Annotated in this window: 22 protein-coding genes and 1 pseudogene; 4 read left to right on the top strand and 19 right to left on the bottom strand. The window is 42.2% G+C overall.

The window, feature by feature from the left end:
• The first annotated feature begins 197 nt into the window (after positions 1-197).
• The gene (locus ACUC6J_RS08445; RefSeq protein WP_126665753.1) at positions 198-695 is read left to right on the top strand and encodes a hypothetical protein; all 498 of its coding nucleotides are present in this window, start codon (positions 198-200) and stop codon (positions 693-695) included.
• Between the two features lie 198 nt (positions 696-893).
• Here the strand turns inward: ACUC6J_RS08445 and nspC are convergent, their stop codons facing one another.
• The 7 genes from nspC to ACUC6J_RS08410 all read right to left on the bottom strand — a co-directional run bounded on the left by nspC (position 894) and on the right by ACUC6J_RS08410 (position 8,658).
• Entirely contained in the window at positions 894-2,033 is a 1,140-nt protein-coding gene (gene nspC, locus ACUC6J_RS08440) for a carboxynorspermidine decarboxylase (protein ID WP_430100069.1), read from the bottom strand.
• 8 nt (positions 2,034-2,041) lie between these two features.
• The gene (locus tag ACUC6J_RS08435; RefSeq protein ID WP_016819676.1) at positions 2,042-3,241 is read right to left on the bottom strand and encodes a saccharopine dehydrogenase family protein; all 1,200 of its coding nucleotides are present in this window, start codon (positions 3,239-3,241) and stop codon (positions 2,042-2,044) included.
• A gap of 316 nt (positions 3,242-3,557) precedes the next feature.
• Complete coding sequence (locus ACUC6J_RS08430) at positions 3,558-3,818, bottom strand: bacteriocin immunity protein (RefSeq protein ID WP_016819675.1); 261 nt, start codon at positions 3,816-3,818, stop codon at positions 3,558-3,560.
• Between the two features lie 155 nt (positions 3,819-3,973).
• Positions 3,974-5,854 (bottom strand): molecular chaperone HtpG, encoded by a 1,881-nt coding sequence (htpG, locus tag ACUC6J_RS08425; RefSeq protein WP_017425881.1) that lies wholly within the window; start codon positions 5,852-5,854, stop codon positions 3,974-3,976.
• Between the two features lie 181 nt (positions 5,855-6,035).
• Complete coding sequence (locus tag ACUC6J_RS08420) at positions 6,036-6,659, bottom strand: SMI1/KNR4 family protein (protein WP_045243918.1); 624 nt, start codon at positions 6,657-6,659, stop codon at positions 6,036-6,038.
• Positions 6,660-6,815: 156 nt separating this feature from the next.
• Positions 6,816-8,129: a PQQ-binding-like beta-propeller repeat protein gene (locus ACUC6J_RS08415; protein WP_025364537.1), complete on the bottom strand. Its 1,314-nt coding sequence runs from the start codon at positions 8,127-8,129 to the stop codon at positions 6,816-6,818.
• Positions 8,130-8,184: 55 nt separating this feature from the next.
• Complete coding sequence (locus ACUC6J_RS08410; protein WP_029514331.1) at positions 8,185-8,658, bottom strand: DUF7716 domain-containing protein; 474 nt, start codon at positions 8,656-8,658, stop codon at positions 8,185-8,187.
• Between the two features lie 132 nt (positions 8,659-8,790).
• Here ACUC6J_RS08410 and ACUC6J_RS08405 point away from each other — a divergent pair, with 132 nt between their 5' ends.
• Complete coding sequence (locus ACUC6J_RS08405) at positions 8,791-9,921, top strand: phosphodiester glycosidase family protein (RefSeq protein ID WP_447250060.1); 1,131 nt, start codon at positions 8,791-8,793, stop codon at positions 9,919-9,921.
• Positions 9,922-10,051: 130 nt separating this feature from the next.
• Here ACUC6J_RS08405 and ACUC6J_RS08400 read toward each other — a convergent pair whose 3' ends face one another.
• Complete coding sequence (locus ACUC6J_RS08400) at positions 10,052-10,501, bottom strand: DUF6386 family protein (protein ID WP_447250059.1); 450 nt, start codon at positions 10,499-10,501, stop codon at positions 10,052-10,054.
• 224 nt (positions 10,502-10,725) lie between these two features.
• Positions 10,726-10,824 (bottom strand): hypothetical protein, encoded by a 99-nt coding sequence (locus ACUC6J_RS08395; protein ID WP_014599622.1) that lies wholly within the window; start codon positions 10,822-10,824, stop codon positions 10,726-10,728.
• A gap of 148 nt (positions 10,825-10,972) precedes the next feature.
• Between ACUC6J_RS08395 and ACUC6J_RS08390 the strand changes: the two are divergent.
• Positions 10,973-11,262, top strand: a pseudogene (locus ACUC6J_RS08390) (helix-turn-helix domain-containing protein).
• Between the two features lie 179 nt (positions 11,263-11,441).
• On the opposite strand, the gene ACUC6J_RS08385 reads toward ACUC6J_RS08390, so the two are convergent.
• The 10 genes from ACUC6J_RS08385 to ACUC6J_RS08340 form a co-directional block, all read right to left on the bottom strand.
• Positions 11,442-13,187 carry an ABC transporter ATP-binding protein gene (locus ACUC6J_RS08385; RefSeq protein ID WP_447250058.1) on the bottom strand — a complete coding sequence of 582 codons (1,746 nt, stop codon included), beginning with the start codon at positions 13,185-13,187 and terminating at the stop codon, positions 11,442-11,444.
• A gap of 81 nt (positions 13,188-13,268) precedes the next feature.
• The gene (locus tag ACUC6J_RS08380; protein ID WP_340864510.1) at positions 13,269-13,877 is read right to left on the bottom strand and encodes a helix-turn-helix transcriptional regulator; all 609 of its coding nucleotides are present in this window, start codon (positions 13,875-13,877) and stop codon (positions 13,269-13,271) included.
• A 249-nt stretch (positions 13,878-14,126) separates the two neighbouring features.
• Entirely contained in the window at positions 14,127-15,431 is a 1,305-nt protein-coding gene (locus tag ACUC6J_RS08375) for a radical SAM protein (protein WP_447250057.1), read from the bottom strand.
• Between the two features lie 440 nt (positions 15,432-15,871).
• The gene (locus ACUC6J_RS08370) at positions 15,872-17,011 is read right to left on the bottom strand and encodes a 5-methyltetrahydropteroyltriglutamate--homocysteine S-methyltransferase (protein ID WP_017425888.1); all 1,140 of its coding nucleotides are present in this window, start codon (positions 17,009-17,011) and stop codon (positions 15,872-15,874) included.
• Positions 17,012-17,135: 124 nt separating this feature from the next.
• Entirely contained in the window at positions 17,136-18,038 is a 903-nt protein-coding gene (locus ACUC6J_RS08365; RefSeq protein ID WP_016819664.1) for a LysR family transcriptional regulator, read from the bottom strand.
• A gap of 136 nt (positions 18,039-18,174) precedes the next feature.
• Complete coding sequence (locus ACUC6J_RS08360) at positions 18,175-19,584, bottom strand: glycoside hydrolase family 1 protein (RefSeq protein ID WP_025364529.1); 1,410 nt, start codon at positions 19,582-19,584, stop codon at positions 18,175-18,177.
• 74 nt (positions 19,585-19,658) lie between these two features.
• Positions 19,659-21,539, bottom strand: coding sequence for a beta-glucoside-specific PTS transporter subunit IIABC (locus tag ACUC6J_RS08355; protein ID WP_447250056.1), 1,881 nt, complete (start codon positions 21,537-21,539; stop codon positions 19,659-19,661).
• A gap of 183 nt (positions 21,540-21,722) precedes the next feature.
• On the bottom strand, positions 21,723-22,580 hold the full coding sequence (gene licT, locus ACUC6J_RS08350; RefSeq protein WP_019686863.1) for a BglG family transcription antiterminator LicT: 858 nt from the start codon (positions 22,578-22,580) through the stop codon (positions 21,723-21,725).
• A 242-nt stretch (positions 22,581-22,822) separates the two neighbouring features.
• Positions 22,823-23,158, bottom strand: a complete 336-nt coding sequence (locus tag ACUC6J_RS08345; RefSeq protein WP_016819660.1) for a carboxymuconolactone decarboxylase family protein — start codon at positions 23,156-23,158, stop codon at positions 22,823-22,825.
• A complete protein-coding gene (locus tag ACUC6J_RS08340; RefSeq protein WP_044785458.1) occupies positions 23,155-23,541 on the bottom strand; it encodes a tautomerase family protein in 387 nt (128 codons plus the stop codon). Before ACUC6J_RS08340 ends, ACUC6J_RS08345 begins: the two co-directional genes overlap by 4 nt.
• A 112-nt stretch (positions 23,542-23,653) precedes the next feature.
• Here ACUC6J_RS08340 and ACUC6J_RS08335 point away from each other — a divergent pair, with 112 nt between their 5' ends.
• Positions 23,654-24,544 carry a LysR family transcriptional regulator gene (locus tag ACUC6J_RS08335; RefSeq protein WP_222821722.1) on the top strand — a complete coding sequence of 297 codons (891 nt, stop codon included), beginning with the start codon at positions 23,654-23,656 and terminating at the stop codon, positions 24,542-24,544.
• The last annotated feature ends 107 nt before the right edge of the window (positions 24,545-24,651 follow it).

Below are 24,651 nucleotides of genomic sequence, written 5' to 3'. Positions count from 1 at the left end.
CAGATCCCTTAGAACAAACTTATAAACATACAAAGTGCAATCTTGTAACAAAATGTTCTATTATATCTATTTTATTGATAAATTTTCCTTTTTATTATTCCAATTCCCTGGTTAATGATATACAATAAACTCGAGCGTAATTACTAATATATTCATATAAATGAATATAAATCACAAAAAAGGAAGGAAATTTATCAATGAAAAAAATGTTGTTAACTTCATTAGGCCTGACACTTATGTTAAGTACTTCTGCCAGTGTCGCTTTAGCCGAAGAAGCAAATTCTGTACCAGTAGCAAAGGAATCAACTCTAACCTCTGTACTTGAATATAATGAACAGGAGCCAAATGATAGTTTTGAACAAGCTAACTATTTTTTTATAGGTGATGCTGTCATCGGTACCCTTGGTAAAGAGGTTCAAGGAGGCTGGGAAGCCTACGATGTATTTAAAATTAAGGTTTTTAGATCGAACGAAGTTCAGTTTATAATTGAAGGCGACGAATACCCTGATTCTTGGATGGAACTAACTCTTTACGATAGTAATGGTAAACGAATTAAACGTTCAAAAAACGCCCAATATTCTTTAAATGCTGATCTTGAAAAAGGTAAGGAATATTACCTAGCTGTCGATGTACCAGGACTTCAACCTGGAGGAAAGGTATTCGACTATAAAATTTCTACTGAAGTTATAAGGTAGCCTAAATAAATTTATGTAACTTTCCAAATAGTTAAATTATTATTTACTGCCTGCTGTTGTGTTGGATACATACAAAAGGCGCGTACAAAAATCAAAAAACTCTAACTACACCAAGAGCCTAGCCCTTTTTTTAAGGGGCTAGGCTCTTTTTTAAGATCATGCAATTGGTACACTCTGTTATTTCACATTACCCTTGTCTTATGACAAACGCGAGCTAAAGTCCTCGTAGGAGAACTGACGGATTACCTTGATGCCTTCTTCGTCATTGTAGCTGGCGATGGCTGGCAGGTTGACTCCGTTGAACATGTGGTTTTTGACCATCGTGTAATGGGCCATGTCGCAGAATACAAGTTTGTCTCCTGGCTTCAATGGCTCTTTAAAGGAATAGTCACCAATGACATCGCCGGCCAAGCAAGTAAGTCCACCGAGTCTGTAGGTATGTGCATATTCACCAGGCTTGCCTGCGCCAATGATGTTCGGGCGGTAAGGCATAGCCAGTACATCAGGCATATGACATTCAGCCGAAGTATCCAGAATGGCAATGTCCATTCCGTTCTTCATTGTATCCAATACAGTCGCAACCAGATATCCGGTGTTCAAGGCGATGGCTTCGCCTGGCTCAAGATAAACTTGTACACCGTATTTATCCTGAAAGTATTGAATACAACGCACCAGTGTGTCCAGATCATAGTCTTCTCTGGTAATATGGTGACCGCCGCCGAAATTGAGCCATTTCATTTGCTTAATATATGGCCCAAATTTCTCATCCACGACTTTAATGGTACGCTCCAGCGTATCTGAATTCTGTTCACACATCGTATGAAAATGAATACCGTCCACGCCATCCAGATCCTCAGGTCTAAAGTTAGCCAGAGTCACACCCATTCTGGAGTTGTTGTAGCAAGGATCATACAGCGGCGTTTCGATTTCCGAATATTCCGGATTTACTCGAATGCCGATGTCGATTTTTTTGGAAGTTACGCCTTGCACTCTGCTTTTGAAGCGTTTCAGTTGATCAAAAGAGTTGAAAACAACATGGTCAACATATTCCAATAGCTCATCAAATTCACTGTCAACATAAGCAGGTGCGTATACGTGAACCTCCTTGTCCATTTTCTCGCGACCAAGTCTTGCCTCGAACAACGAGCTGGAGGTTACGCCTTTTAAGTATTTGCCAACCAGAGGAAAGGTCGAAAACATCGAAAAACCCTTAAGAGCGAGCAGAATACTGCAACCTGTCCGCTCTTGTACAGAATTCAAAACCTCAAGGTTTTTGACAAGAAGTCTTTCGTCAACAAGATAACAAGGTGATGGGAGTCCGGTAATATCAATATTCATCGCAGACCTCAATCAAGCAACGTTGGCGTAAAGTTCTCTTGCCATGGCAATCCGTGTTTATTTAGTGCTTCCATGAATGGATCTGGATCGAATTCCTCAACGTTGTAAACGCCTGGTTTTTTCCAGAGGCCTTTGATAATAAGCATTGCACCGATCATAGCCGGAACACCTGTTGTGTAAGAAATGGCTTGGGAGCCAACCTCTGCATAACATTCTTCATGATCACAAACGTTGTAAACATAGTAGGTTTTTGGCTTTCCATCTTTGACGCCTTGGATGATGCAGCCAATGTTTGTTTTGCCTTTTGTTCTTGGTCCCAGAGAAGCCGGGTCCGGCAAAATAGCTTTCAGGAATTGCAGTGGAATGATTTGTTGCCCTTCATAATCAATTGGCTCGATCGAAGTCATGCCCACGTTTTGAAGTACGTTCAAATGATTCAGATAATTGTCCGAGAACGTCATCCAGAAACGGATTTTTTTCACGCCTTTAATATTCACTGCAAGAGATTCCAGTTCTTCATGGTACAAAAGATATATATTTTTCGGTCCAATTTCAGGCAGGTCGTATACCTTTTTCTCAGAAAGTGGCTCAGTTTCAATCCATTCTCCGTTTTCAAAGTAACGGCCTTTCGCTGTAATTTCACGAATATTGATTTCCGGATTAAAATTAGTTGCAAAAGGATATCCGTGGTCCCCTGCATTCGCATCCACAATATCAATCGTATGAATTTCATCAAAATAGTGCTTTTGAGCATAAGCCGTAAATACTCCAGTCACGCCTGGATCAAAACCGCTGCCCAGCAGAGCTGTAATTCCTGCTTTTTCGAATCTTTCTTTGTAGGCCCATTGCCAGCTGTATTCAAACTTCGGCGTATCCGGCGGTTCATAGTTCGCCGTATCAACGTAATGAACACCTGTCTCAAGGCAAGCATCCATTATCGTCAAATCCTGATAAGGGAGAGCCACATTGATAACTACATCCGGTTGAAAGCTTCGAATCAAGTCAATGACCATGTCGGTGTTGTCAGCATCAAGCTGAGCCGTTTGGATCTTCGTACGACCTCCACCCAGCTTCTCTTTAAGCGCATCGCATTTCTCAACAGTTCTGCTTGCGATACAAATTTCTTCAAATACATCTGGGTTTTGGCAACATTTATGCACCACAACGCTGGCCACGCCACCGGCGCCAATAATCAATGCTTTTCCCAAAATAAATAACCTCCTTATTCCATACGCTAATCGCTATTCATTCTTGCAAACAAAATGATTATAAAGACATCCCACCAAATAATCAAGAAAAACGACAATTTGCTGTGTCAAAATTCACAGGAGCATGTCACAAAAATTTTACAAACCCCAAAATTAGGCATAAATTCTCCGTAAAGCGAGCAAAAAGCAGACATTTCTCCATACATTACAGGGAAGCCAGCACACCTTTAACGGAAGTTTTCTTGAATATGATGCTCATAACCTTTAAAAAAATTATATTATCTTATTTTTTAACAAAAGACTACCCCTCCGCGTCCTATGAAGAAGATTCATGAGGCGGTAGAAAAATGGGCTGATAGCGTAATGCTTCATCTACAATCTCTGCCGCACTCAAATCACGGTCATCCCAGTAGATCAAATTACTAATCCCCGGATGAGGTGTATTTTGCATGACTACGGTCAGCATGCTGTCGAGTTCCTCCTCTGTTCCCTCGCCTCTGATGATTTTTTCCACCAACTGTATAAGCTCACTTCGGCTTAAACTTTGGGGGTTCAATGGATCTCGATCCAGACTCATACAATCGCCCTCCTAGGTATTGAATAGTCGGCACAGTGCAAGGCCTTATGCTTCTACTGTAAGCGTTATATGGCCTATTGTGGAGCTTTAAGAAGTGTCATAATAAATAAAGCCGCCCCCGGTGTGGGAACGGCTCTATATCATAATAAAGCAAATTAAACCATGATTTTGCAAATATCGTTCGTGAATTCAACCGGATCTTGCAGCGGCAAGCCCTCGATCAGCAAAGCCTGATTATACAGCAATGCCGTGTAGAGGTTCACTTTCTCCTTATCCTCGGCAAAGGCTTCTTTCAAAGAGTTGAACACCGCATGGTTCACGTTGATTTCCAGCACTTTATTCGCTTTGACATCGGCGTTATTCGGCATGGCGTTCAAAATTTTCTCCATCTCAATGGTCACTTCGCCGTCAGCGGACAGACATACGGGATGTGTCTTCAAGCGCTTGGAGGCTTTAACACTGGATACTTTGCCTTCCAGCAAGCCCTTCATGTACTCGAACAACTCCTTGTTGTCGTTTTGTTCCGCTTCAGTTTCTTTCTCATTTTCGTCAGACTCAATGCCCAGATCGCCACTCGATACGGATTTGAATTCTTTCTCTTTATAGCTTAAGAGCATTTTAATAGCGAACTCATCAATATCATCAGTGAAGTACAAAATTTCGTAGCCTTTATCGGCCACCAATTCGGTCTGCGGTAGCTTTTCAATACGCTCATTGGACTCCCCGGAAGCATAATAAATATACTTTTGATCCTCTGGCATACGAGATACATATTCGTCCAAAGTAACCTGCTTTTTCTCTGTAGAAGAGTAGAACATAAGCAGATCCTGAAGGGTTTCTTTATGTCTGCCGTAATCGTTGTACACACCAAATTTCAATTGTCTTCCAAATGATTTGTAGAATTGATCATATTTCTCCCGATCATTTTTGAGCAGAGTCAACAGTTGGCCTTTAATTTTGCTTTCAATATTTTTGGCAATCAGCTTCAACTGACGATCATGCTGCAGCATTTCTCTCGAAATGTTGAGTGACAGGCTTTCGGAGTCAACCATACCTTTTACAAAGCTAAAATAATCCGGCAGCAGGTCAGGAGATTTTTCCATGATTAGCACACCGTTAGCATACAACTCCAGCCCTTTTTCATATTCCTTAGAGTAAAAATCAAACGGAATATTCTCAGGAATAAACAAAATCGCTTGGTACACTACCGCGCCGTCCGCGCTGACATGGATATGCTGGAGCGGCTTGTCGTAGCCATAGCGTTTTTCCGCGTAGAAATTTTGATAATCCTCGTCGGTTAGCTCGCTTTTATTTTTTCTCCAGATGGGCACCATGCTGTTAATACGCTGTTCTTCTTTGTAATCCTCAAACTCGTTATCGCTTCCTTCTTTCAGACGCTTGCCTGTAACATCCATTTTAATCGGGTAGCGGATAAAGTCGGAGTATTTTTTAATAAGCGCTTTTAAACGGTACTCGTCCAAATATTCGTCGTAGGACTCATCCTCGGTGTTTTCCTTGATTTTCAGAACAATCTCGGTTCCGACCTCGTCCTTCTCAGCCACCTCAATGGTATAACCGTCAGCACCTGTAGATTCCCATTTATAAGCAGTATCGCTTCCCAAAGCCTTGGTCGTTACTGTAACTACATCTGCTACCATGAAAGCTGAATAGAAGCCGACGCCGAATTGACCGATAATGTCATGACCATCCTTGGACTCATTTTCATTTTTGAATGCCAGTGAGCCACTTTTAGCAATGACGCCCAGGTTATTTTCCAGTTCTTCCTTGGTCATCCCAATCCCGGTATCACGCAGAGTTAGCGTTCTATGATCCTTATCGGCAATTACTTTAATATAATAATTCTCTTTGTCAAAGACTAATTGATCGTCTGTCAGTGCTTTGTAATAGATTTTGTCAATCGCATCACTTGCGTTGGAGATCAGCTCTCTTAGGAAAATTTCCTTTTGAGTGTAAATCGAGTTAATCATCATTTCGAGCAGACGCTTGGACTCAGCCTGAAACTGTTTTTTCTCCATTCGAATATCTCCTTTCAAATATAAACCTATGTAAGGCCAGCGGATAAGAGCTATGCAAACGATTCAGCTTTGTTAGCACTCCCATCATTCGAGTGCTAGCCTACCTTTTTTATAACATTCCTCATTTTTTATGTCAATATCTTGGTTAATCTGCACAGTAAAATTCCATTTCAGGGAATCGTTAGTGCCCGATTTGCTTAAACATAACGTTAAACATTTCGACAGTGGATGGAAACAGCCCCTGCACATGGGGAAGCAGGTTACTCCTAATCTGTAGCTCATCCTCATCCAAATGCCGGAGATCCTCGTGAAAGAACCAGACAATAGGATAATCGCCGTCCTTATGTCTGCTGCCTACATTTAAACATACAGGGCCTTGATCGTCTTCTGCAATTGCAAATGGAATATAGCCTGCTGACAGCAAAGGTGACCATTGATCGATCAAATCATAAAATGCCTTTAAGCCTTGACCTGCTGGCAGACGTGGAAACTCTACAAACGTACAATCGCTCCAGTATACTCCCGGAATAGATTCATTATCGAATTGTAAAGATACATAATGGTAGGACATGATAAAATTCCTCAGCAGAGGCGGCAGTTCAAAATGGTATTTTTCTTCCATCTCCCGAACTTCCTGTTCTGTAATCTGTGAAGGAAGGGGCTTCCACTTGATCCATCCCTCCTCATCGACGTTCCCATCACGCATTTCGAACGGTACATTTTCTTCCACATCCATAAAAAAGGCTTCATCCATCTGTGCAAATAACTCCTTCATGGATGTGCGAATATCCGCTTTCTTGTCCATGTCCTCACACCTCTTTCCTTTTTATTCGCATTTTGCATCATAGATGTATGCCTCATGCGTCTCTATATGAGAATAGCATTGCAATCATATGCCACTATACTTTTTATGTTCAGCTTATCAGAACTTGCTTTTTTCACCATTTGCGGAATATTAGTATTACCAGCGCAATGGCTCATAGTTACGCCAGAGCAACCAACGCTCTATCTCGTGAATTGGAGCAGTGCCAATGGTATATTCATCCTTGGTACCATGCTGCAAATCAATCAAATGAAGCATACCGCCATACGTTCCAACCGCCAACATGCCTTCATCAGATGTAACTGCCAGTCCAGATATCGTACTTCCGACAAAATAGCGCCAAAGTTCACGTCCCTCTCGATCCATAAGACGGAGATATCCGTAGGCATCACCTAGAATAGCTCCTTGCGTCAGCGCTACTGCAGCGTATACTCGCATTTCTTCATTTATTATCGGCCATTCTTCCGTATTCTGAGCAAGTCCCTGCTCCACTTCGGCAATCGGCACCTGAATGGTGGCACCGTTGTAGAAATGACAGGCATTGTACCAGACATCCAGACCATCTTTGGAAAATAGAGCATAATGCGGATAGCTGGAGCTCGGCTCCCATGTATGCACCGTCTTATCGGTTAAGTCCATGAGCAAATGCTCACTCATCTGGCTTCCATAAGCGATCCAGCGTCCATCCTTCGACACAGCTCCATGCGCCATATCCACAATCGTGTCTTCCAGCCCCAATTCTCTTCGTTCAGACGCCTTGGGATGGATCAAATCCACCTGATCACCAGCCAGCAAATAAACACCGTAACCGCAAACCAGCAACAGGCGCTGTCCATCGCCAAACGGAATCACTTCATCTAATATATCCTCAGGGTGTTCCTCATCCGCCAAGCATTCCAAGTCAGGAATAGATGCTTTTAAGCGGACACGTATATCCGTCCATTGAAAATGCGCTGTCTCTTCGCCTTCCAGGTTCTGATCCGGGTGACGAATAATCCGAATCCCTTGTCCGTCCACCAGCGCAAAATAACTCTCGTCCGGCGAACAACCTACACGATGCATTCCGGGGATTTGCCTGATTCCATCTTTCCCTGTAACATAGATCTTGCCACGTTCCCGAGGATTGCCTGCATGCAGAATAACCTCGTTGCTTCCATTCATAAATGCCATCGGTCTAACGGCTTGCAAGGCCTCTTCAAACGCTGGTGTAAGCGGCCAGGATGCAGCCGGAATTTCCCGACGTAACTGCTCTGTTTCCCCTGCCTGATTCGCTTCCTGAATCATACGAAAAATATCTTTGGCCAGCTTAGAGCGTTCGTCCTGCTTTGGCTCTGGTTGCTCCTGCTGCCACTGGCTTTCCATACCGATTCTGACAAATTCGTTCACATCTGCGGCATACCTTTTGCCTTCCTGTCGCCACTGTGCTGCCAATTCATGATTCAACCAGCTCATTCTGCTCCCCCATCCCAGTCGTCTATGTATCCCCGGTTTGTTCTACAGGCTTTATTCATTCTGTTAGGTGGTTTCTCACCTTCGTCAACACAGACCACAGGTCTGTCACTGCTTTTACCTCCTCATAATCCAGGTAGGCATCGTGCTGTTCGTAATATTTGACCGCCACAATCACCATCTGAATCGTCACTGGCTGTCTAGCAGCCTTAAGAACTTCTACAATACTTTCAAAGGTGGCCAGCTCAAACCAAGTTTGAACCTGACGATCTGATATCCATAGGGGAATATACTCGTCCTGTTCGTTGGTTGCGGCTGTACCGTCCTCTGCACATTCCTCCAGCCAATGCTCATCCAAATAATAAATCGGTGTTTGAACAGGGTCCTGATCCCATTGATCCACATTCACATATAACCAGTTATTATGAAGTTGCCCCACGCTGCGCACCAATTCCTGCAATCCTTCAAATACACGATAAGAAGGGCGCTCCCTGCGACGGTAATCCTCAAGTCTTGTCTCATACCTGCTCATCTCCAGCCACCCCGTTTCTGTATCATCCAAACACTCAAAATTCGCGTAACATACATTTATAACTCATAAAACCCGATATAAGTACAAGCACCTTGTCAATAGTTAAGACTACATAAGGAGATTGATCTATTCATGAAAAGAATCACCGCACTTATTATTCTGTCTATGCTCTTACTTGTAACCCCGATCTACGCTGCTGCACCAACACCTATGCTGGTTTATGTGGATCAGAGTAACCACTCCTTCATCCCGCTTCGCCTCCTAAACAGCTATGAAGGGATCACACTCAACCTGAACCCAGCAGACAAAAAAATAGAAATTGCGCAAGGCAATACCCGGCTTACATTATTTACGGGACAAGCTGCTGCTAAAGTAAATGACCAAACAGTTCGTATGCAAAATGCACCTTTTACCGATAACGGCACTACCTATGTACCCTTACAGTTCATCAGCCAACATCTAAACCTGCAAGTCTTATGGCTAAAAGAAAACTCAGCTGTGCGTATTACGCAAGGTACAACGTCTGTTACGCTTCCGGTACTTACCGGCAAGCTACCCGGAAATACTTCCCCCATCACGACAGCTCATAAAAGCTTCAAGGTTGGGTCTCGTACCTTTTCCGCTAAGGTAGTCACCATCTCCATGCTCCATCCCAAGGTGAGTTTGGACGTAGCACTGGCGGGGAATACCATTGGTAAAGTGGAAAACTTAAGCAGTCTCGCCAAACGCAATCAAGCGGTTGTAGCCATTAATGGCACATTCTTTGACGCCTATACCAAAAGCTCCTACAAGACACCTTACGGCTATCTGGTCAGCCATGGCAAGATGTTGAAAAAAAGCTCCGGCGATCAACGCACTGTCTTCACCTACGATGCTAACCATTTAGCTGAGCTCGTGTCGGGCTCTGCCTTTGAACAACGGTTAACCCAAGGTAGCGTCGAAGGTGCTCTTCAAGCTGGACCTCGTCTGGTCACGAACGGCCAGGTTTCCCTGAATGTCAAAGCCGAAGGCTTCAAGGACCCTAAAATATTAACAGGCGGCGGCGCCCGTAGCGCACTTGGAATTACTAGGGATCATAAGCTGATCCTCCTGACCACAAGCGGAGCGACTATTCCGCAGCTCGCCCAAATGATGAAGCAGGCTGGTGCTTATCAGGCTATGAATCTGGATGGCGGTGCTTCCAGCGGACTGTACTACAACGGCTCTTACCTCACCACACCCGGCCGCCAAATCAGCAACGCCATTATTGTAAAGTATCAATAGACGAATAAAGCGCTGTTCTCACGGATATACAAGCCGTGGGGATAGCCTTTTTCATTTTCCCAGTCACGGTTATTATAGATTCCCTGTGTTGAAGCGGCTTGCCTGATCCGTTACAGTTTGATCCTACAATCTACAATCGAATCAGACTGGAAAAGCTGTTGCTGCCTTCGCTCCCTTTTTTTAAAGAAAGGTATATACGGTTATTTTCTCTGCTGGCCAAGCATTCATAAAGTCCGGGTTGCACAGACAGGAATGACCCTCCCCATACACAATCAGGTTCCAACTCACCACCTGTGGCTTCCTCTCCTGCACCAATAAATATGTTTCCTGAGGGTACCTTCAAAAACAGCCGCACCGTCGGCTGCTCGATATGATCTGCTATCACAACCTCATACGTCCCGTCCGCTCCCAGATTCAAAAAAGCAGCGTTTCCCGCATTTAACTCCCCTAGCTCGTCCTCTTCGATGGACCACCAATCAGGCTCATCGTTCAAGCGATGCTTCAGAGCTTGCGTATCAAATAGGCAAAGAGTCGCCGTGTCTGTCGTAAATTGAAATGGACTACCTGCCATGTTCATCATGCGATCCTCCTGATCATGGTCAGCGAATTTCCGTTTTCTCACGTCTTCCGCTATCCAAATTGCTATACACTTGAGGGAAAATATCCCTGTATGTAAAGTATAACAATGCTTGCAGGGCCAGACAACATACTAGGGCTACCATCCATTCTGCATTAAAAAAGCCCTCCCTCACGCTGTCGTGAAAAAGGGCCGCTTTGTGAATTTTAGAAAATCTGAACCTGCTGTTAGATCAGAAAAGATTTGGTGATAATCACCAGCAAAATGAACAATACCAAAATCGCGCCTGTGGATGTCCATGCTCCACCGTAACCTACTTCACCCATATCTAAATCCCTCCTTGCGTTAAAGCTTACTCTTATCGTATGTAGAAAAGCGGATAACGACCGGGCGAATCGGCAAGTTTATTTGCCATGGACCAATGTTTTCATTTAGATTTCTTGTCTTCACTTTTAAAATAGTGAGGTGTAGACGATGGAAGACAAAGAAGTTCTCAAACTAGGGGTGCCAGAATACAGGCTTTGCGAAAAGAAAAAGGATTGTCTCAGGAGTCGCTTGGAGAAAAAAACGTATCTTTAATAAACATAACTAAAATTGCTGATGCACTGGATGTTAGTTTGATTCAGCTGTTCGCTTATGTAAATGAGGATATTAAGGTTACGAAGCATGAAGAGGGTATACAAGAAATCGTAAATATACTTCAAAAATCGAGTCCAGAGAAAGTACGCTTGGCGAGGAATGTGATACGGGAGATTACAAATTAAAAGAATTTTCAAATTTATGAAAATCAAATAAGCCCACCTGTTTCTTCAATGCAGGTGGGTTTTCGACTATGGTTCTTTCCACACTCCAATATGATGAGAGACCGAATATTACTACCACGCACTCCACGTATGTTAAGATGGAGAAAGGGCTATAATGACGTTGCCTAAAAATTGTATTTTCAGGCATTACTTTGACTATGAGCCAAGCTTAAATCTTTAAATTCTCCTGTCATCTCCGCCTCTCCTGTTCTTGCATACATAGTGTAGAAACGTTCCTTCTTTTCCATGAGTTCTTTAAATGTTCCTTGCTCGACAATAATTCCATTGTCAAACATATAGATGAGATCATACTGTTCCAATATGTATTTTGACAATCTATGGGTCACAATGACACAAAGTGTGTTTTCCAAATTTATTACCATTTCTTCAATCTCATATGCCGTCTCGGCATCAAGCGCAGATGTTGGCTCATCCATTAGCACCAGAGGCGCATGACGCATCAATGTTCTGGCAATAGCTATTCTTTGCTTTTCTCCCCCAGATAGTACACTTCCGTTTTCTCCTACTTGTGTTTCAACTCCTTTCGGAAGTCTAGTAATAAGCGCATTCAAACCAGATTGAAAGATGACATCATCCATTTCGTTTTCTTCATAAGGTTCATACAATGTAATATTATCTTGTATACTTGCGTCGAATAGGAAAACATCCTGCTGTAATACCGATTGTAGTCGACACCAATTTTCAGCAGATACTTCTTTTAAATTTACATCATCCACACTAATTGTACCCTCGTATGTCTCGTACTGCTTCATAAGGAGCTTAAGTATCGTTGATTTTCCCGACCCGCTCGTTCCTACCAAAGCATACTTCTTGCCTTTCTCTAGTCGCATATTTAAATGATGAAGATCATGCCCCTCTTTATTATACCCGAAGGATACGTCTCTAAATAAAATTTCATTTTCAATTGTTGCCTTACGGATATATTTCGTGTCGTGAGTTTCTGTTTGCAATATATCCATAATTTTCATTGAAATGTCACGTAATGAGCGGATTTGAGCAATATACTGAATACTCATCTGAATTGGATTTACTACACTATTAGTTAATTGGACACAAGCAATCATCGTCCCCAGTGTGATAGAATTTTGTATGGTGAGAAAACTCCCGATAATAAATACTGAAATAAACATAAATCCGCCGAACAAATCGCTGAGAGAGTTAACCCCGGCGCTCAATTTAGCAAACTTATATTTGTTGTTTTCTACTTCTGTATTGATAACATCATATTGTCCAATCATATGTTTTTCAATGCCAAAACTTTTAACGATTGCAAATCCGGAGTACATGTCATTCATCTTAACTGTGAATTTTCCCAGAGAGTCTACGACTTTGCTTTTTCCATGTATCAGTTTTTGCTCAAAAAGGCGTGGTATGAACATGGATAAAAAGGTAAGTAACAGTAGCGCTACCATGATAGTAGGACTAAGGAGAAATAACGCAATTAAAGAAGCTGTAAATGAAATGACGATACCAATGAAATTAAATATATTTTTAAAATAATCATCTTCAATAATCTTGAGATCATTATTAAAGAGAGATATGTATTGGGCACTATTACGCGCAGAAAACTGCATCAAACTTTTTCCAATTATATGACAAAAAACTACCTCCTTCAAATAAATCATTGTCTTTCTGATATAAGAAGAATATGTTAATAACGCAAAAAATCTAAATGCAGTGCTTGCAATAATAAAACCAACAGCCCATAATACCTTTACTGCAAAGCCCCGTCCTTGTCCTGACGTAGCAACATCTACTAGCCCCCTAGATATAAATGCCATATACATATTTGTCAAACTTGATACTATAATTAATAGAATGAGTAATATTAATTGACTTTTATATTTCAGCACAAATAATTTCATTCTATAACCCCCATCCATATGATTAACTCTTCGCTATACTCAGTGGCTAAAGGTGCTTTTAGTAGGCGACAAAGCGGTTTTCTATACATTAATGATTCCTCTATCCTTAGCTGCAATAACTGCCTCACATCTAGAACTAACTTTGAATTTATTGTATATATTTGTTAGATAATATTCGATTGTTCTCTGGCTTACGCAAAAAATTGTGGCAAGCTCCTTGTTGCTTTTTCCCTCTGCAATCCATTCTAAAATCGAGCGTTCCTTCCTATTAAGCAGCACATAATCCTTCATTCCTTCCCGATGGTGCAATTGATGAAGTAAATGTACTGGAAGAACTGCCATTCCATTCAGTACGGAATGGACAGCTCTAAGTATCTGTTCGGGTGATGATTCTTGTTTTAATATTGCTGTGACGCCATTATGTAAAAGTCTGTCTAATGCTGGATAACCATTAATTATTCCGATATATAATATAGGAATTTGAGGGAGCAACTGAATGCATTTCACCTCTTCAGACAGCGATTTGTGCCCGATGTAAATAAAAAGATCAATGCTATGTACTTTAAGCTTTTCGAGCGCCTGTGCAATAGAATGTACAAGCATTACATCCACTTGGCCCTCATTTTCAATCCATGTTTGAATAGACTCTCCTGAACAGCGTACATGATCTATAATTAATATGGTATTCATATTCTAACCCCCATATTTTATACATCTTTAAGCGTGACTCGATAGAGAAAGATAACCGTCTGTCCAATAACTGAACAGACGGCGACGAAGTATAATGATGCCTTAAAAGTGGAGCACACAACCATTACTGTTACGTACAAGACACCAGTTAGGCTCAACAGAGTTTTGAACAGCTTGAGGTTCAACAATCCAACGCATTTTTCTCACCTCCTTTCATAAGAATAGAAGTGATGCCTATAAAGTTAGCGTTTACATACTAAGTTGTTGAAAATTAAATTCCAACATCTCCTTTAGATTATATTTGTATTCACAGCAGATCGGCTGTTTGTCTGCACTCTCAAACGATTGCTGTGCACATCCTCCGCCACATAAAGGTAGAACAGAACAATTTCGACATTTGGGAACAGTATAAGGAGAAAACCCCATCCATTTTCCGTCATCTCCTTTTGTGTTGGTGAAGTCACTTATGTGCCCAATTACGTGATTAGGATTCCCTACAGTGTCCCAACACTTCTGTATCCAACCATCCGGCTGTATAACCATCGTATTCTTTGAAATTGCAGCACAAATCACTGGTTCATATTTAGGATAGTAGGATATGTGAAGACCATTTTTCAACGCCTTACTATACAATTCCAAAATAATTCTCGAAAATTCCTTATTCGCAAAACAACCACCACTACTTGAACATCCTCCTGTATCGTAGTCCGTCGTAGGAGAGAAATAAATATCCATCTTGTGCTTAAAATCTTGTTTTCCCAAGTACTCTATATATTCGTCAAATGACTCTACATTACTATGGTCTACGTTAGAACGTACAGTTATGTGAATTAGATCACATGAATCTCTAATATTATTTATTATTTGATCAAATGTTCCTTGCTGGTTAGCTAATACTCTCCGTTGATCGTGATTTTTTTGGCTACCATCCAGAGTAATTTGAATTTTTCTCAAACGCAGGTCCTTTAATACTTGAGCTCGTTTCCTCGTCAGCAAATATCCATTACTCACCATGTTATGCACGATTTCAACTTGGTTTTCTATTGCCAATTCGTTCATTTTTTCCATCATTGCTGTTACCTTTTTAAATTCAAGCAATGGTTCTCCGCCTGTCCAATTCACAGAAACATGTTTTAAATGTGAAGCCTCCATGGATTGTTGTACATATAAAAGGATGTCCTTCTGTATTTTATCTGTAAAAGCATGATTACCTGATTTCTCGGTTAGCTTCTCATAACAGTAATAGCATCTAAAGTTACAATTAAATGTAGGAAGAATCGTTAGACTTAACCTGTCTTCCTGGTTTCGGATCGCAGTGAAACGCTGTTCCATTTGTTCTAATTCATTGATTGGTTCTTGGTATACAAACTGTCCCCGAATCAAATGATCAATTTCTTCACATTTTGCAAGGTAAGATACATCATTTGTAATGAAGGCATTGTACAATTCTTTTTGAATCTCACCGAAACCATTAGATAGACTATTGTATATTAAATAAATCTCCCTACCATCTTGCTCTAGATTTAAATATTCATTGTAAAAAGAAATTTGCATGCCCACCCCACCTATCTTTATTGGCTGCCCATGTTTTAACTTAATATATTCACTCTACCATTTAAACCCATAATAGTCACCGTAAAATCACCGCAAATTGGGGCAATTTCTAGTTTTTCCAACACTAAAACAATAACTTGCTATCCCTTCCCATCAGATTTAACATACACACATTCAATCAACACGTCATTAATTTCCGTTTGCGCTCATTCTCCTGCTCCAGTGTCAGCTTATGCTGTGCGCAACTCGTCAGTTTTATAGAAATTCTATAAGGATTTTGTCTTTCTAATGTGGTGGTGATTAAAACGTTTGGATTATTACTAGTGAATAGTGCATATTTTATAGGTGCTGTAGGTAGGTTTTCAAATAAAAAACACGCCCTCAAGTGGCGTGTTTTAGTAATTAGATTCTCTCCAATTCAATTCCTCTAAACTAAACCCTTACTTCCAAATTTCGTCCGCAATCTCTTTTATGAAAGCAAGCTTTTTCCATTGCTGCTCTTCGGTCAGAATATTACCTTCTTCTGTCGAAGCAAAGCCGCATTGTGGGCTGAGGCAGATGTGGTTAATGTCCACGAATTGAGTCGCTTCCTTAATGCGGTTAATGACCGTCTGTTTGTCTTCCAGTTCACCTGTTTTGGAGGAAACGAGACCCAATACGACCTGTTTTTCATCTTTCAGATGCTTAAGCGGTGTAAAATCACCCGCACGGTCGGTATCGAATTCGAGATAGTAGCCGTCGATGTTATCGATGCCGAACAGGGTTTCGGCTACAGGCTCATAGCCGCCTGAAGATGCCCAGGTGGAATGGTAGTTACCACGGCATACGTGGGTTGTAACGACCAAATCGGCTGGAAGATCCTTCACGGCTTCCTGATTCACGCGAGCGAATAGCTTTTTGGTATCTTCCACATTTTCACCCGCATGCTGTCTAGCTTGCCAATAGTTTTTATCACAGAGCATGCCCCATGTGCAATCATCCAGTTGCAGGCTGCGGCAGCCTTCATTATACAGCGCTTGGATCACAGATTTGTAGGCTTTGGCAATGTCCGTCACCAGTTCATCCAGATTGCTGTAATACGTATCGGTTGTTTCTTTATTTTCTCCGCGCAGCAGCTCAGCCAGGAACTGCGCAGGTGCCGGAATCGTTTGACGAGCAATGGCATCCTCTCCTGCCACTTGTTTCAGAAATTTGAAATCTTCAATGAAAGGATGATGAGAATGTCCGATTTTACCGGACAAGCGTGCGGTTTCCGCTCTTGTTTCCACACCTTGGAATTGGTAGCCGTTTGCAAGCTGTACCTTTTCCACGCCGTCCAGTCCCCACATAAAATCAAGATGCCACCAGGACCGTCTGAATTCACCATCCGTCACAGCTTGAAGTCCTACGGATTTTTGCTTTTCGACCAGCTTGATAATTTCTTCATCTTCAATCTTTCTCAGCTCGTCCGCAGAGATTTCATTATTTTGAAATTGAGTTCTGGCGTCTTTGATCGCTTGCGGGCGCAAAAAGCTGCCGACCATGTCATGTCTGAAAGGGGTCACTTTACGTTGGGATGCATTGTCAAGGATGCTGCTCATTAGGGTTATCTCCTTTTTCGCTTCAGTAGTGAAGTTGTTGTAAGAAAGATAACATACATTTTCAGCTATAAGGTAACTCCAATAAACTATAGCTAGTTATAGCCTAAGGCTATATCAAACTTTTTTATTCCCCTATCGCCTCATGCAACGCTTCTACATAGACAGTAGCCAGCTTGGAGAGCGCGACGTTTTTATGGCAAATCCATCCTACATTAATAGACTCATCACACTCCAGAGGGACGGAAATTATCTCGTTACCGTTCAGATCCGCACTAATTACCCCAGTAGAAATGGTATAGCCGTTCAAGCCAATAAGCAGATTAAAAAGGGTCGCCCGGTCATTAACATGAATGCTTTTGGGATGCGACAACGTACTCAGAATTTCCTCGGAGAAGTGAAAGGAATTGTACTCCCCTTGCTCAAAGGACAGGTATGGATAAGGATGAAGCTGGTCAATGGTCACGCTAGACTGCCGGGATAGCGGATTATTGGCACTGATAAAAATGTGCGGCTTGGCCGTAAACAGGCTGTTGAATTGCAGATTTGCATCTTTTAGCAGCTTGTTGATGACCTTAGCGTTAAATTCGTTCAGATACAGGATTCCGATCTCACTGCGCAGGCTTTTGACATCCTGTATGATTTCATGGGTTTTGGTCTCCCGCAAAGCCAGTTCATATTCATCCTGTCCATATTGATTCACCAGATTTACGAATGCATTTACTGCAAAAGCATAATGCTGCGTGGACACAGCAAAATGCTGTGGTGAAGGCTTGGCATCCAGATAGCGATTTTCCAGCAGCTCCGCCTGCTCAACGACCTGACGTGCATAACCGAGGAATTCCACGCCTTCTTTGGACAAAGAAATGCCTTTATTGGTACGCTCAAAAATAGTGATATGAATTTCTTCCTCCAGATCGCGAATCGCGTTCGACAGACTGGGCTGGGAAATGAACAACCGCTTCGCCGCCTCATTCATGGAGCCACGATTGGTAACCTCGATGACATATTTTAATTGTTGTAAGGTCAATGAATGATGTCCTTTCCGTTTGTGTTTCTTCTATTATATAATACATAATCACGCTTCTGGGCAAAGGGATAATAGAAACACCTCCTCAAAATGGTAACATCCATTTCAAGGAGGTGCTTTTGCACGGTTGTATTAATTAACGGACTTCACCATTTGTAGCGATCAGCTTTTGATACCAGTAGAAGCTTTGTTTACGAATGCGGCGCAGATCTTTGAGATCAAATTCCTCACGATCCACATAGATAAACCCGTAACGCTTACTGGAGCCCTGATGGGTACTCACAAGATCAATCGCAGACCACGGACAGAAACCGAATACGTCTACGCCGTCTGTAATAGCCAATTGAATCTGCTCGATATGCTTGTTGAAGAAGTCAATACGATAAGGATCGTTTACTACATCGCCTTCTTCCAGCTTGTCAAATGCACCCAAGCCATTCTCTGTCACGATCAAAGGCAAGTGGTAGCGAGAATATATTTGGCGTAAGGTGGTTCTAAAACCGACCGGATCAATCTCCCAACCAAACTCTGTCTTTTGCAGGTTGGGGTTCACGGAACCTCGGTATGCTCCGGGTTCACCCACAATTTCATGCTGATCGCCTGTATGTGAAAAATCATTTCCATCATCCAAACTTTCCCCTACAGTTTGGGAGGTATAGTAGTTAAAGGCGATAAAATCTGGATTTCCTTTCGCTAATATATCCATATCCCCTTCTTCAATAACAGGCTCATAGCCCTTCTCGACCAAATAGCTCCAGGCAATGTGGTTGTAGCGGCCAAATACAGCCATATCCAGGTAGAGCCAGTTGCGAATAGCTGCATAGTTGTCAGCTGCCAGCGTATCTTCCGGTTTGGAACTAGCTGGATAAATGACCCCAATATTCGGTGCTGGTCCAATTTTCGCATTAGGTAGCATGTCATGGCACAATACCATTGCCTTCGCCTGCGCAACTAACATATGATGATTTTGTTGATACAGTACCTTTTGCGGATTTTCCAGACTTGTATCCAATGTACCAATAGAACCAGGATGGAGAATCAGCATGTTTTGTTCGTTAATGGTTAGCCAGTATTTGACTCTGTCCCCAAAGTTCTCAAACAACGTTTTGGCATACTGCTCGAAGGCATCAATCGTTTCCCTTTTGGACCATCCGCCTTGTTGTTCAAGCGCATAGGGCAGATCAAAATGATACATAGTAACAATGGGTTCAATACCATATTTAATTAATTCGTCAATCAATGAGCTGTAAAATGCAATTCCCTTCGGATTGACTTCACCCGCGCCTTGTGGATAGATGCGTGTCCAAGCGATCGAGAAGCGATACGCCTTAAAGCCCATTTCAGCCATCAGAGCTACGTCCTCTTTGAACATATGGTAATGATCACTGGTTACCTTAAAATCAGTGACTCCTTCGACGTGGTTAGCCATGTCAATGACAGAGGGTCCTTTTCCATCTTCGTCCCATGCACCCTCTACTTGATAGGCGGAAGTTGAACCTCCCCAGAAGAAGTTTTCAGGAAATGCCTTCAATTGATTATGTTTCATTCTATAGTCCCTCCAGTTATCGTTATATCCTTCTGATTTCGCAATTCATGTACGTGAGGATGAGCTTTCCTGTATTACACCACCAAAGTTAGCAATACTTCATTTTTTTGAATCTGCTCCTGACTTGTCTCAAATACGTCCACTTTGTTTTTCGTCAGTGTGACAATGACAGGGGTTACGATTTCGTACCCTGCTTCTATAATCTGCTCTCTGTCAAATTGGATTAACAAGTCCCCTTGTTTTACGATATCTCCCTCTTGAACGACCGGATTAAAATGCTTCCCTTTCAGCGCGACGGTGTTAATTCCGATATGAATTAATATCTCCGTACCCGCCTTGGAAGTCAAGCCGATGGCGTGTCCTGTAGGGAACAGCGAGGTTACAACTCCATCAATAGGCGCTACGACCTCACCGACAGATGGTTCAATGGCTAAGCCTTTTCCCATTGCCCCTGTTGAAAATGCCGAATCATTCACTTGGCTCAGTGGTGTAGTCTTGCCTGTGATCGGGCTATATATCGTTTCTTTCTTGATGTCAACAGCCTTAGTTGCTGTAACAGCTGGTAGAGGTTCTTCCGTCTTAACGGCCTCAACAGTTGCTGCCGTCTCCCCCTTCACTTTGCTTTCATACCCAAAAATAAGAGTCAGCACCGTGGCTACCGCGAACGAGCATGCAATGGCAATCACGTAAACCAAGGTCGGCGTATAGACTGGAATCGCAAAAATGTTGTGAAACACATAAGCCGTCATTTTCACTCCAAAATGTCCATTGATGGCACCGCCTATAGCCCCTGCGATAATGACAATTGGAATGACTCGTTTAAAGCGAAGCACCAGACCATACACAATCGGCTCTGTTACACCCGCCAGCAAGCCTGTAATACTCGTGGAACCCGCAAGGGTTCTAAGTGTTTTATCTTTTTTCGCCTTCAGGAAGATACCGAATGCGACACCAATTTGAGCAAATACAGCCGCAGCCGCCATAGCCTCAATCGGATCACCGCCAACACCGATATTTTGAATCGTGATCGGGGTAAAGCCCCAGTGAAGTCCGAAGACGACCATAAAGGTCATAAAACCGCCAAGCACAATCCCTGACAAAATGCCGCTTACACCGATTAACCATGTCACACCCGAAGAAATCCAATCTCCTACTGTTGTACCAAACGGTCCGAATGCTATTGCAGATAAAGGAACCATAATCATTAAAGCCAACATCGGAACTAAAAACAGCTGCAAATCCTTAAGAATGATCTTCTTCAAAAACTTGTCTACCAACGCATAGATGCTGATAGATATGAATATCGGAAAAACACTCGCTGAGTAGTTCATCATGACCACCGGTATTCCCAAAAACGATACATCAGAACCTTTGTCCATCAGTCCCGTAAAGTTGGGTTCCAGGAGCGCTGCACCGATCACACCAGCTACATAAGGATTCGCTTTTAGCTTTATACCGAGCGTAATCCCTAGTAAAATCGGCAAGAAGTAAAATACAGCATTCCCGGCAGCAGACAGGATCAGATAGGTATCACTTGTTGCGGACATCCAGCCCAGCAAGGTCAAAACCGTCAAGAGGGCTTTCAGCATCCCCGAGCCTGCCATCGCCGGAATCAACGGGAAGAAGCTGCCGGAAATAACCTCAAAGATTGTAGATATGACTGATGTCTTCTTTCCGCTGGATTCGTTCGCCGCAGAGTTGTCTGACCCAAAATCCCTGTTTTTCATGATTTCCGTATATACATAGGCAACATGGCTGCCAATCACGACTTGAAATTGTCCTCCGCTTTCAACAACAGTAATGACTCCCTCGTGTTTCTCAAGCGCTTCTCTTTCAGCTTTTCGTGAATCCTTCAGGTCAAATCGGAGCCGTGTAGCACAATGGACAAGCCCATTGATATTTTCTTCTCCTCCAACGAGACGTACGATATCCTCGCCCATTTTCTTATGGTCCATGTTCATTCTCCTCTTGGGCAGATTGCCTGAAAACAAAAAAATACCTAAACGAAAGGCCTGCATGATCATAAAAAATGATCACTGCCATTCATTTAGGTATCGCCTGCTTATCAGTAACAATCCTTAAATTTAAGTTGTGAGCCTACTATAAAACACTCCGAAATCGTTTGCAAGCTTTTTTTTCTAAGCATCAGCCAAATCATTTCTGGAGGTTACACGCTGTATATGAATCGTCAAATACACTTTCTCGTCAATCGACATCGCACTTTCATGCTTTAATTCCAAGTATTGATTAATTAATTGGGTGCACTGAAAAGCCCTCTCGTATTTTTCTTTGACTTGGTCATACAAGAAGTTATCCCCTGATGCTAATTGCTCTTGTTCATTGCTCAGCAAGCGCTGGGCAAAGTATTGCAAATGTGTAATAAATCGCGAATAATTAAATGAGGTTTCATCCAGGGTAATCTGATAGTAATCGGTTACAATATTGAAAATGTCATCAATGACCTCTGTAATCTCAACCGTTTGTTTCATTCCCTGACCGTCTTGTCTTGCATTAACAAAATGCATGGCAATAAAGCTTGCTTCATGCTCATCCATTTGAATGCCAAATTGAGCATGAATGATGTCCAATGCATTCATACCTATCATAAATTCTTTTTTGTAAAATTTTTTGATCTGCCATAACAGTGAATTTTTAAGTCCCACGGATTTTCTGTATCGAGAGATGGCAAATTGAATATGGTCAATCAATGAAATATAGATATTATCACTAAAAATATCTCCCATTTCTTTTTTGGCGCTGCCTACAATTTCATCCGCCACCTTCAAATACTCTACAGATGTCTCCCCAATGAGATCAATTAATTTTTGCGGAATTTTATCGGACTTTAATACAAAGGTTTTTTCTATTTTTTCTTCATCGACCCTTTGACCATTTTTCTTTTTAAAACCCAGACCGTTCCCTATGACAACAAACTCATGACCTACCTGATTTTCGGCCCGAATGACATTGTTGTTAAATATTTGCCGGATGATCATCTATCTGCTCACCTCATTGATGTAATAACAAAGTTGGAATAACAAAAAAAACCAAATAACGACTAAGTCCATTAGTCATTATTTGGGTATCGCCTGCTTATCAGTAACAATCCCGAAGGACACTATGCCCCTCATTCAATTACTCTTACTATACCGCTTTCAAAGCAGAATAACAATACAATCATGCCAAAAAACCGCCAAACACTCGAAATCCCTGTGCTCAGCAGTTTTTAAGTTGATGCTTAACGTTCTTTTTCTTTGCAAAATATGTCTTTGGCAACCTGAACTGCTGAGGCTGCCCGCGGCCATCCTACGTAAAAGGCTAGCTGTGTAATGACCTCAATCAATTCTTCCTCCGAAATCCCGTTCTCCTTGGCCAGGTTCAGATGATAAGGAAGTTGATTCACATGCTCCCCCGCTACCAGAGCGGCAACTGTAATGAGACTCCGTTCCCTAAGAGATAGCTCACTTCTTCTCCATACATCTCCAAAAAGAACCTCCTCCGTATAGGTTACAAAAGCGGGTGCAAAATCACCTATCGTTTCCCGAACACTCGATCTAATTAATTTATGCTTCATAATATCATCTGGGCAAGTCCGTTGCCAAAGGACCAATCCTCTAATTCGGTCTCTACCAGTGTCACAAATACATCCTCCGGTCTAATCTTGCATTTAATAGATATGAGTTCGGCTAATCTTTGGTAAAAACTCTTTTTTTGTTCCGTAGTTCTACCCGATCCCATCGTAATTTGGATATAGAGCAGCTTGTCTGTTCTGGGTACATTCAAATAATCGGAACTATAATAAAACTCGCTCTGCTTATGAGCATGAAAAACCTGAAAATAATCCTTGGGCGGGACCTGAAAATGTTCAATCAAAGCATTCATGATACAGCGGCTAATGCCAGGCAGCTCCTGCTCTGTGTATTGCTGCTCCATATAGCCTACTCGTACAAAGGGCATATGCATTCTCTCCTATCCGTTGGGATAAGATGATTGTACTCTCCTTATCTTCATCTGTATAATTGAAAATAATCATAAGCATATTCAATTTTATCGATGGAGATGAGTCCATATGGATTTAAAAGAGTTAACTACGTTTCGTACCATTATTGAAGAAGGAACCTTCTCAAAAGCTGCCGCTAAATTAAACTACGCACAATCTACAGTTACGAACCAAATCCAGAGGCTAGAGAAAGAGCTGGGATTTCAGCTTTTTAAAAGAGGCTGGGATGCGGAATTAACCGCCTCTGGAAAAATGTATGCCGAAGAGGTTGACGGTCTTATTCAGCATTGGAATTTTGTAATGGATCAGGCGAAGTCGCTGAAAAATGAAGAGATTGGCACGCTCCATATCGGTGTGATTGAAACGGTAGCTACTATCGCACTGCCGTTGATTCTACGACAGTTTCGAGAGCATAAACCGAATATTACGTGCCACTTTACAGTGGGAAACACGGATGCACTCTCCAAAGCTTTGTTGGACGGTACGCTGGATTCTGCAATCTCTGGAGAACCTCACTCGATTCCTTCCCTACATTTCGAACCTCTGTATCATGAACAAATTGCTTTTATCGTGTCCCGCAGTCATCCCTTCGCGGCAAGAAGTGAGCTTCAGCTCGAAGATCTGTATGAGTATCCGCTTATCGTCGGAGGTAAGAACTGCTTGTATCATATACGACTGGAGAAGGAGCTTTCCCGCTTCCCGTCGATGCCTTTTTTTTATACCGTCAGTCAAATTTCGTCTATACCCTCATTTGTACATACGTTTCCTTCGGTTGGAGTGGTTCTGTCATCAATGCCTTTGCAGAAGGACCTGGTCACCATTCCTCTCCAGCTAACAGATCCGAATATCCCCATCGGACTATTACAAAACAATCAGCACCCACAATACCTGACTTCGGCCCAAAGGCTGTTTATGCAGCTGGTTAAAAAAACAGTGGGGAATGACACCCGTTGGAGCTGAAAATATTATGAGCCCATAAAAAAACCGCTAAACACCTCGATATACGAGTGTTTAGCGGTTTTTTTATGATACGACCAAGAGGAGTTCGGCTCCTCTTTTAATTTCTA

Source organism: Paenibacillus sp. JJ1683 (genome assembly GCF_053006485.1).
Note: the sequence above shows the minus strand (reverse complement) of the source record. Positions and strands in the feature narration are given on the sequence as shown.

Coding starts and splice junctions, on each gene's coding strand:
- htpG (WP_017425881.1), bottom strand. CDS start 5,854: ATGGAGAAAAAACAGTTTCAGGCTGAGTCCAAGCGTCTGCTCGAAATG.
- ACUC6J_RS08370 (WP_017425888.1), bottom strand. CDS start 17,011: ATGAGCAGCATCCTTGACAATGCATCCCAACGTAAAGTGACCCCTTTC.
- licT (WP_019686863.1), bottom strand. CDS start 22,580: ATGATCATCCGGCAAATATTTAACAACAATGTCATTCGGGCCGAAAAT.
- ACUC6J_RS08400 (WP_447250059.1), bottom strand. CDS start 10,501: ATGATGAACATGGCAGGTAGTCCATTTCAATTTACGACAGACACGGCG.
- ACUC6J_RS08345 (WP_016819660.1), bottom strand. CDS start 23,158: ATGAAGCATAAATTAATTAGATCGAGTGTTCGGGAAACGATAGGTGAT.
- ACUC6J_RS08410 (WP_029514331.1), bottom strand. CDS start 8,658: ATGAGCAGGTATGAGACAAGACTTGAGGATTACCGTCGCAGGGAGCGC.
- ACUC6J_RS08445 (WP_126665753.1), top strand. CDS start 198: ATGAAAAAAATGTTGTTAACTTCATTAGGCCTGACACTTATGTTAAGT.
- nspC (WP_430100069.1), bottom strand. CDS start 2,033: ATGAATATTGATATTACCGGACTCCCATCACCTTGTTATCTTGTTGAC.
- ACUC6J_RS08340 (WP_044785458.1), bottom strand. CDS start 23,541: ATGCCCTTTGTACGAGTAGGCTATATGGAGCAGCAATACACAGAGCAG.
- ACUC6J_RS08430 (WP_016819675.1), bottom strand. CDS start 3,818: ATGAGTCTGGATCGAGATCCATTGAACCCCCAAAGTTTAAGCCGAAGT.
- ACUC6J_RS08415 (WP_025364537.1), bottom strand. CDS start 8,129: ATGAGCTGGTTGAATCATGAATTGGCAGCACAGTGGCGACAGGAAGGC.
- ACUC6J_RS08405 (WP_447250060.1), top strand. CDS start 8,791: ATGAAAAGAATCACCGCACTTATTATTCTGTCTATGCTCTTACTTGTA.
- ACUC6J_RS08360 (WP_025364529.1), bottom strand. CDS start 19,584: ATGAAACATAATCAATTGAAGGCATTTCCTGAAAACTTCTTCTGGGGA.
- ACUC6J_RS08385 (WP_447250058.1), bottom strand. CDS start 13,187: ATGAAATTATTTGTGCTGAAATATAAAAGTCAATTAATATTACTCATT.
- ACUC6J_RS08375 (WP_447250057.1), bottom strand. CDS start 15,431: ATGCAAATTTCTTTTTACAATGAATATTTAAATCTAGAGCAAGATGGT.
- ACUC6J_RS08420 (WP_045243918.1), bottom strand. CDS start 6,659: ATGGACAAGAAAGCGGATATTCGCACATCCATGAAGGAGTTATTTGCA.
- ACUC6J_RS08355 (WP_447250056.1), bottom strand. CDS start 21,539: ATGGACCATAAGAAAATGGGCGAGGATATCGTACGTCTCGTTGGAGGA.
- ACUC6J_RS08335 (WP_222821722.1), top strand. CDS start 23,654: ATGGATTTAAAAGAGTTAACTACGTTTCGTACCATTATTGAAGAAGGA.
- ACUC6J_RS08380 (WP_340864510.1), bottom strand. CDS start 13,877: ATGAATACCATATTAATTATAGATCATGTACGCTGTTCAGGAGAGTCT.
- ACUC6J_RS08395 (WP_014599622.1), bottom strand. CDS start 10,824: ATGGGTGAAGTAGGTTACGGTGGAGCATGGACATCCACAGGCGCGATT.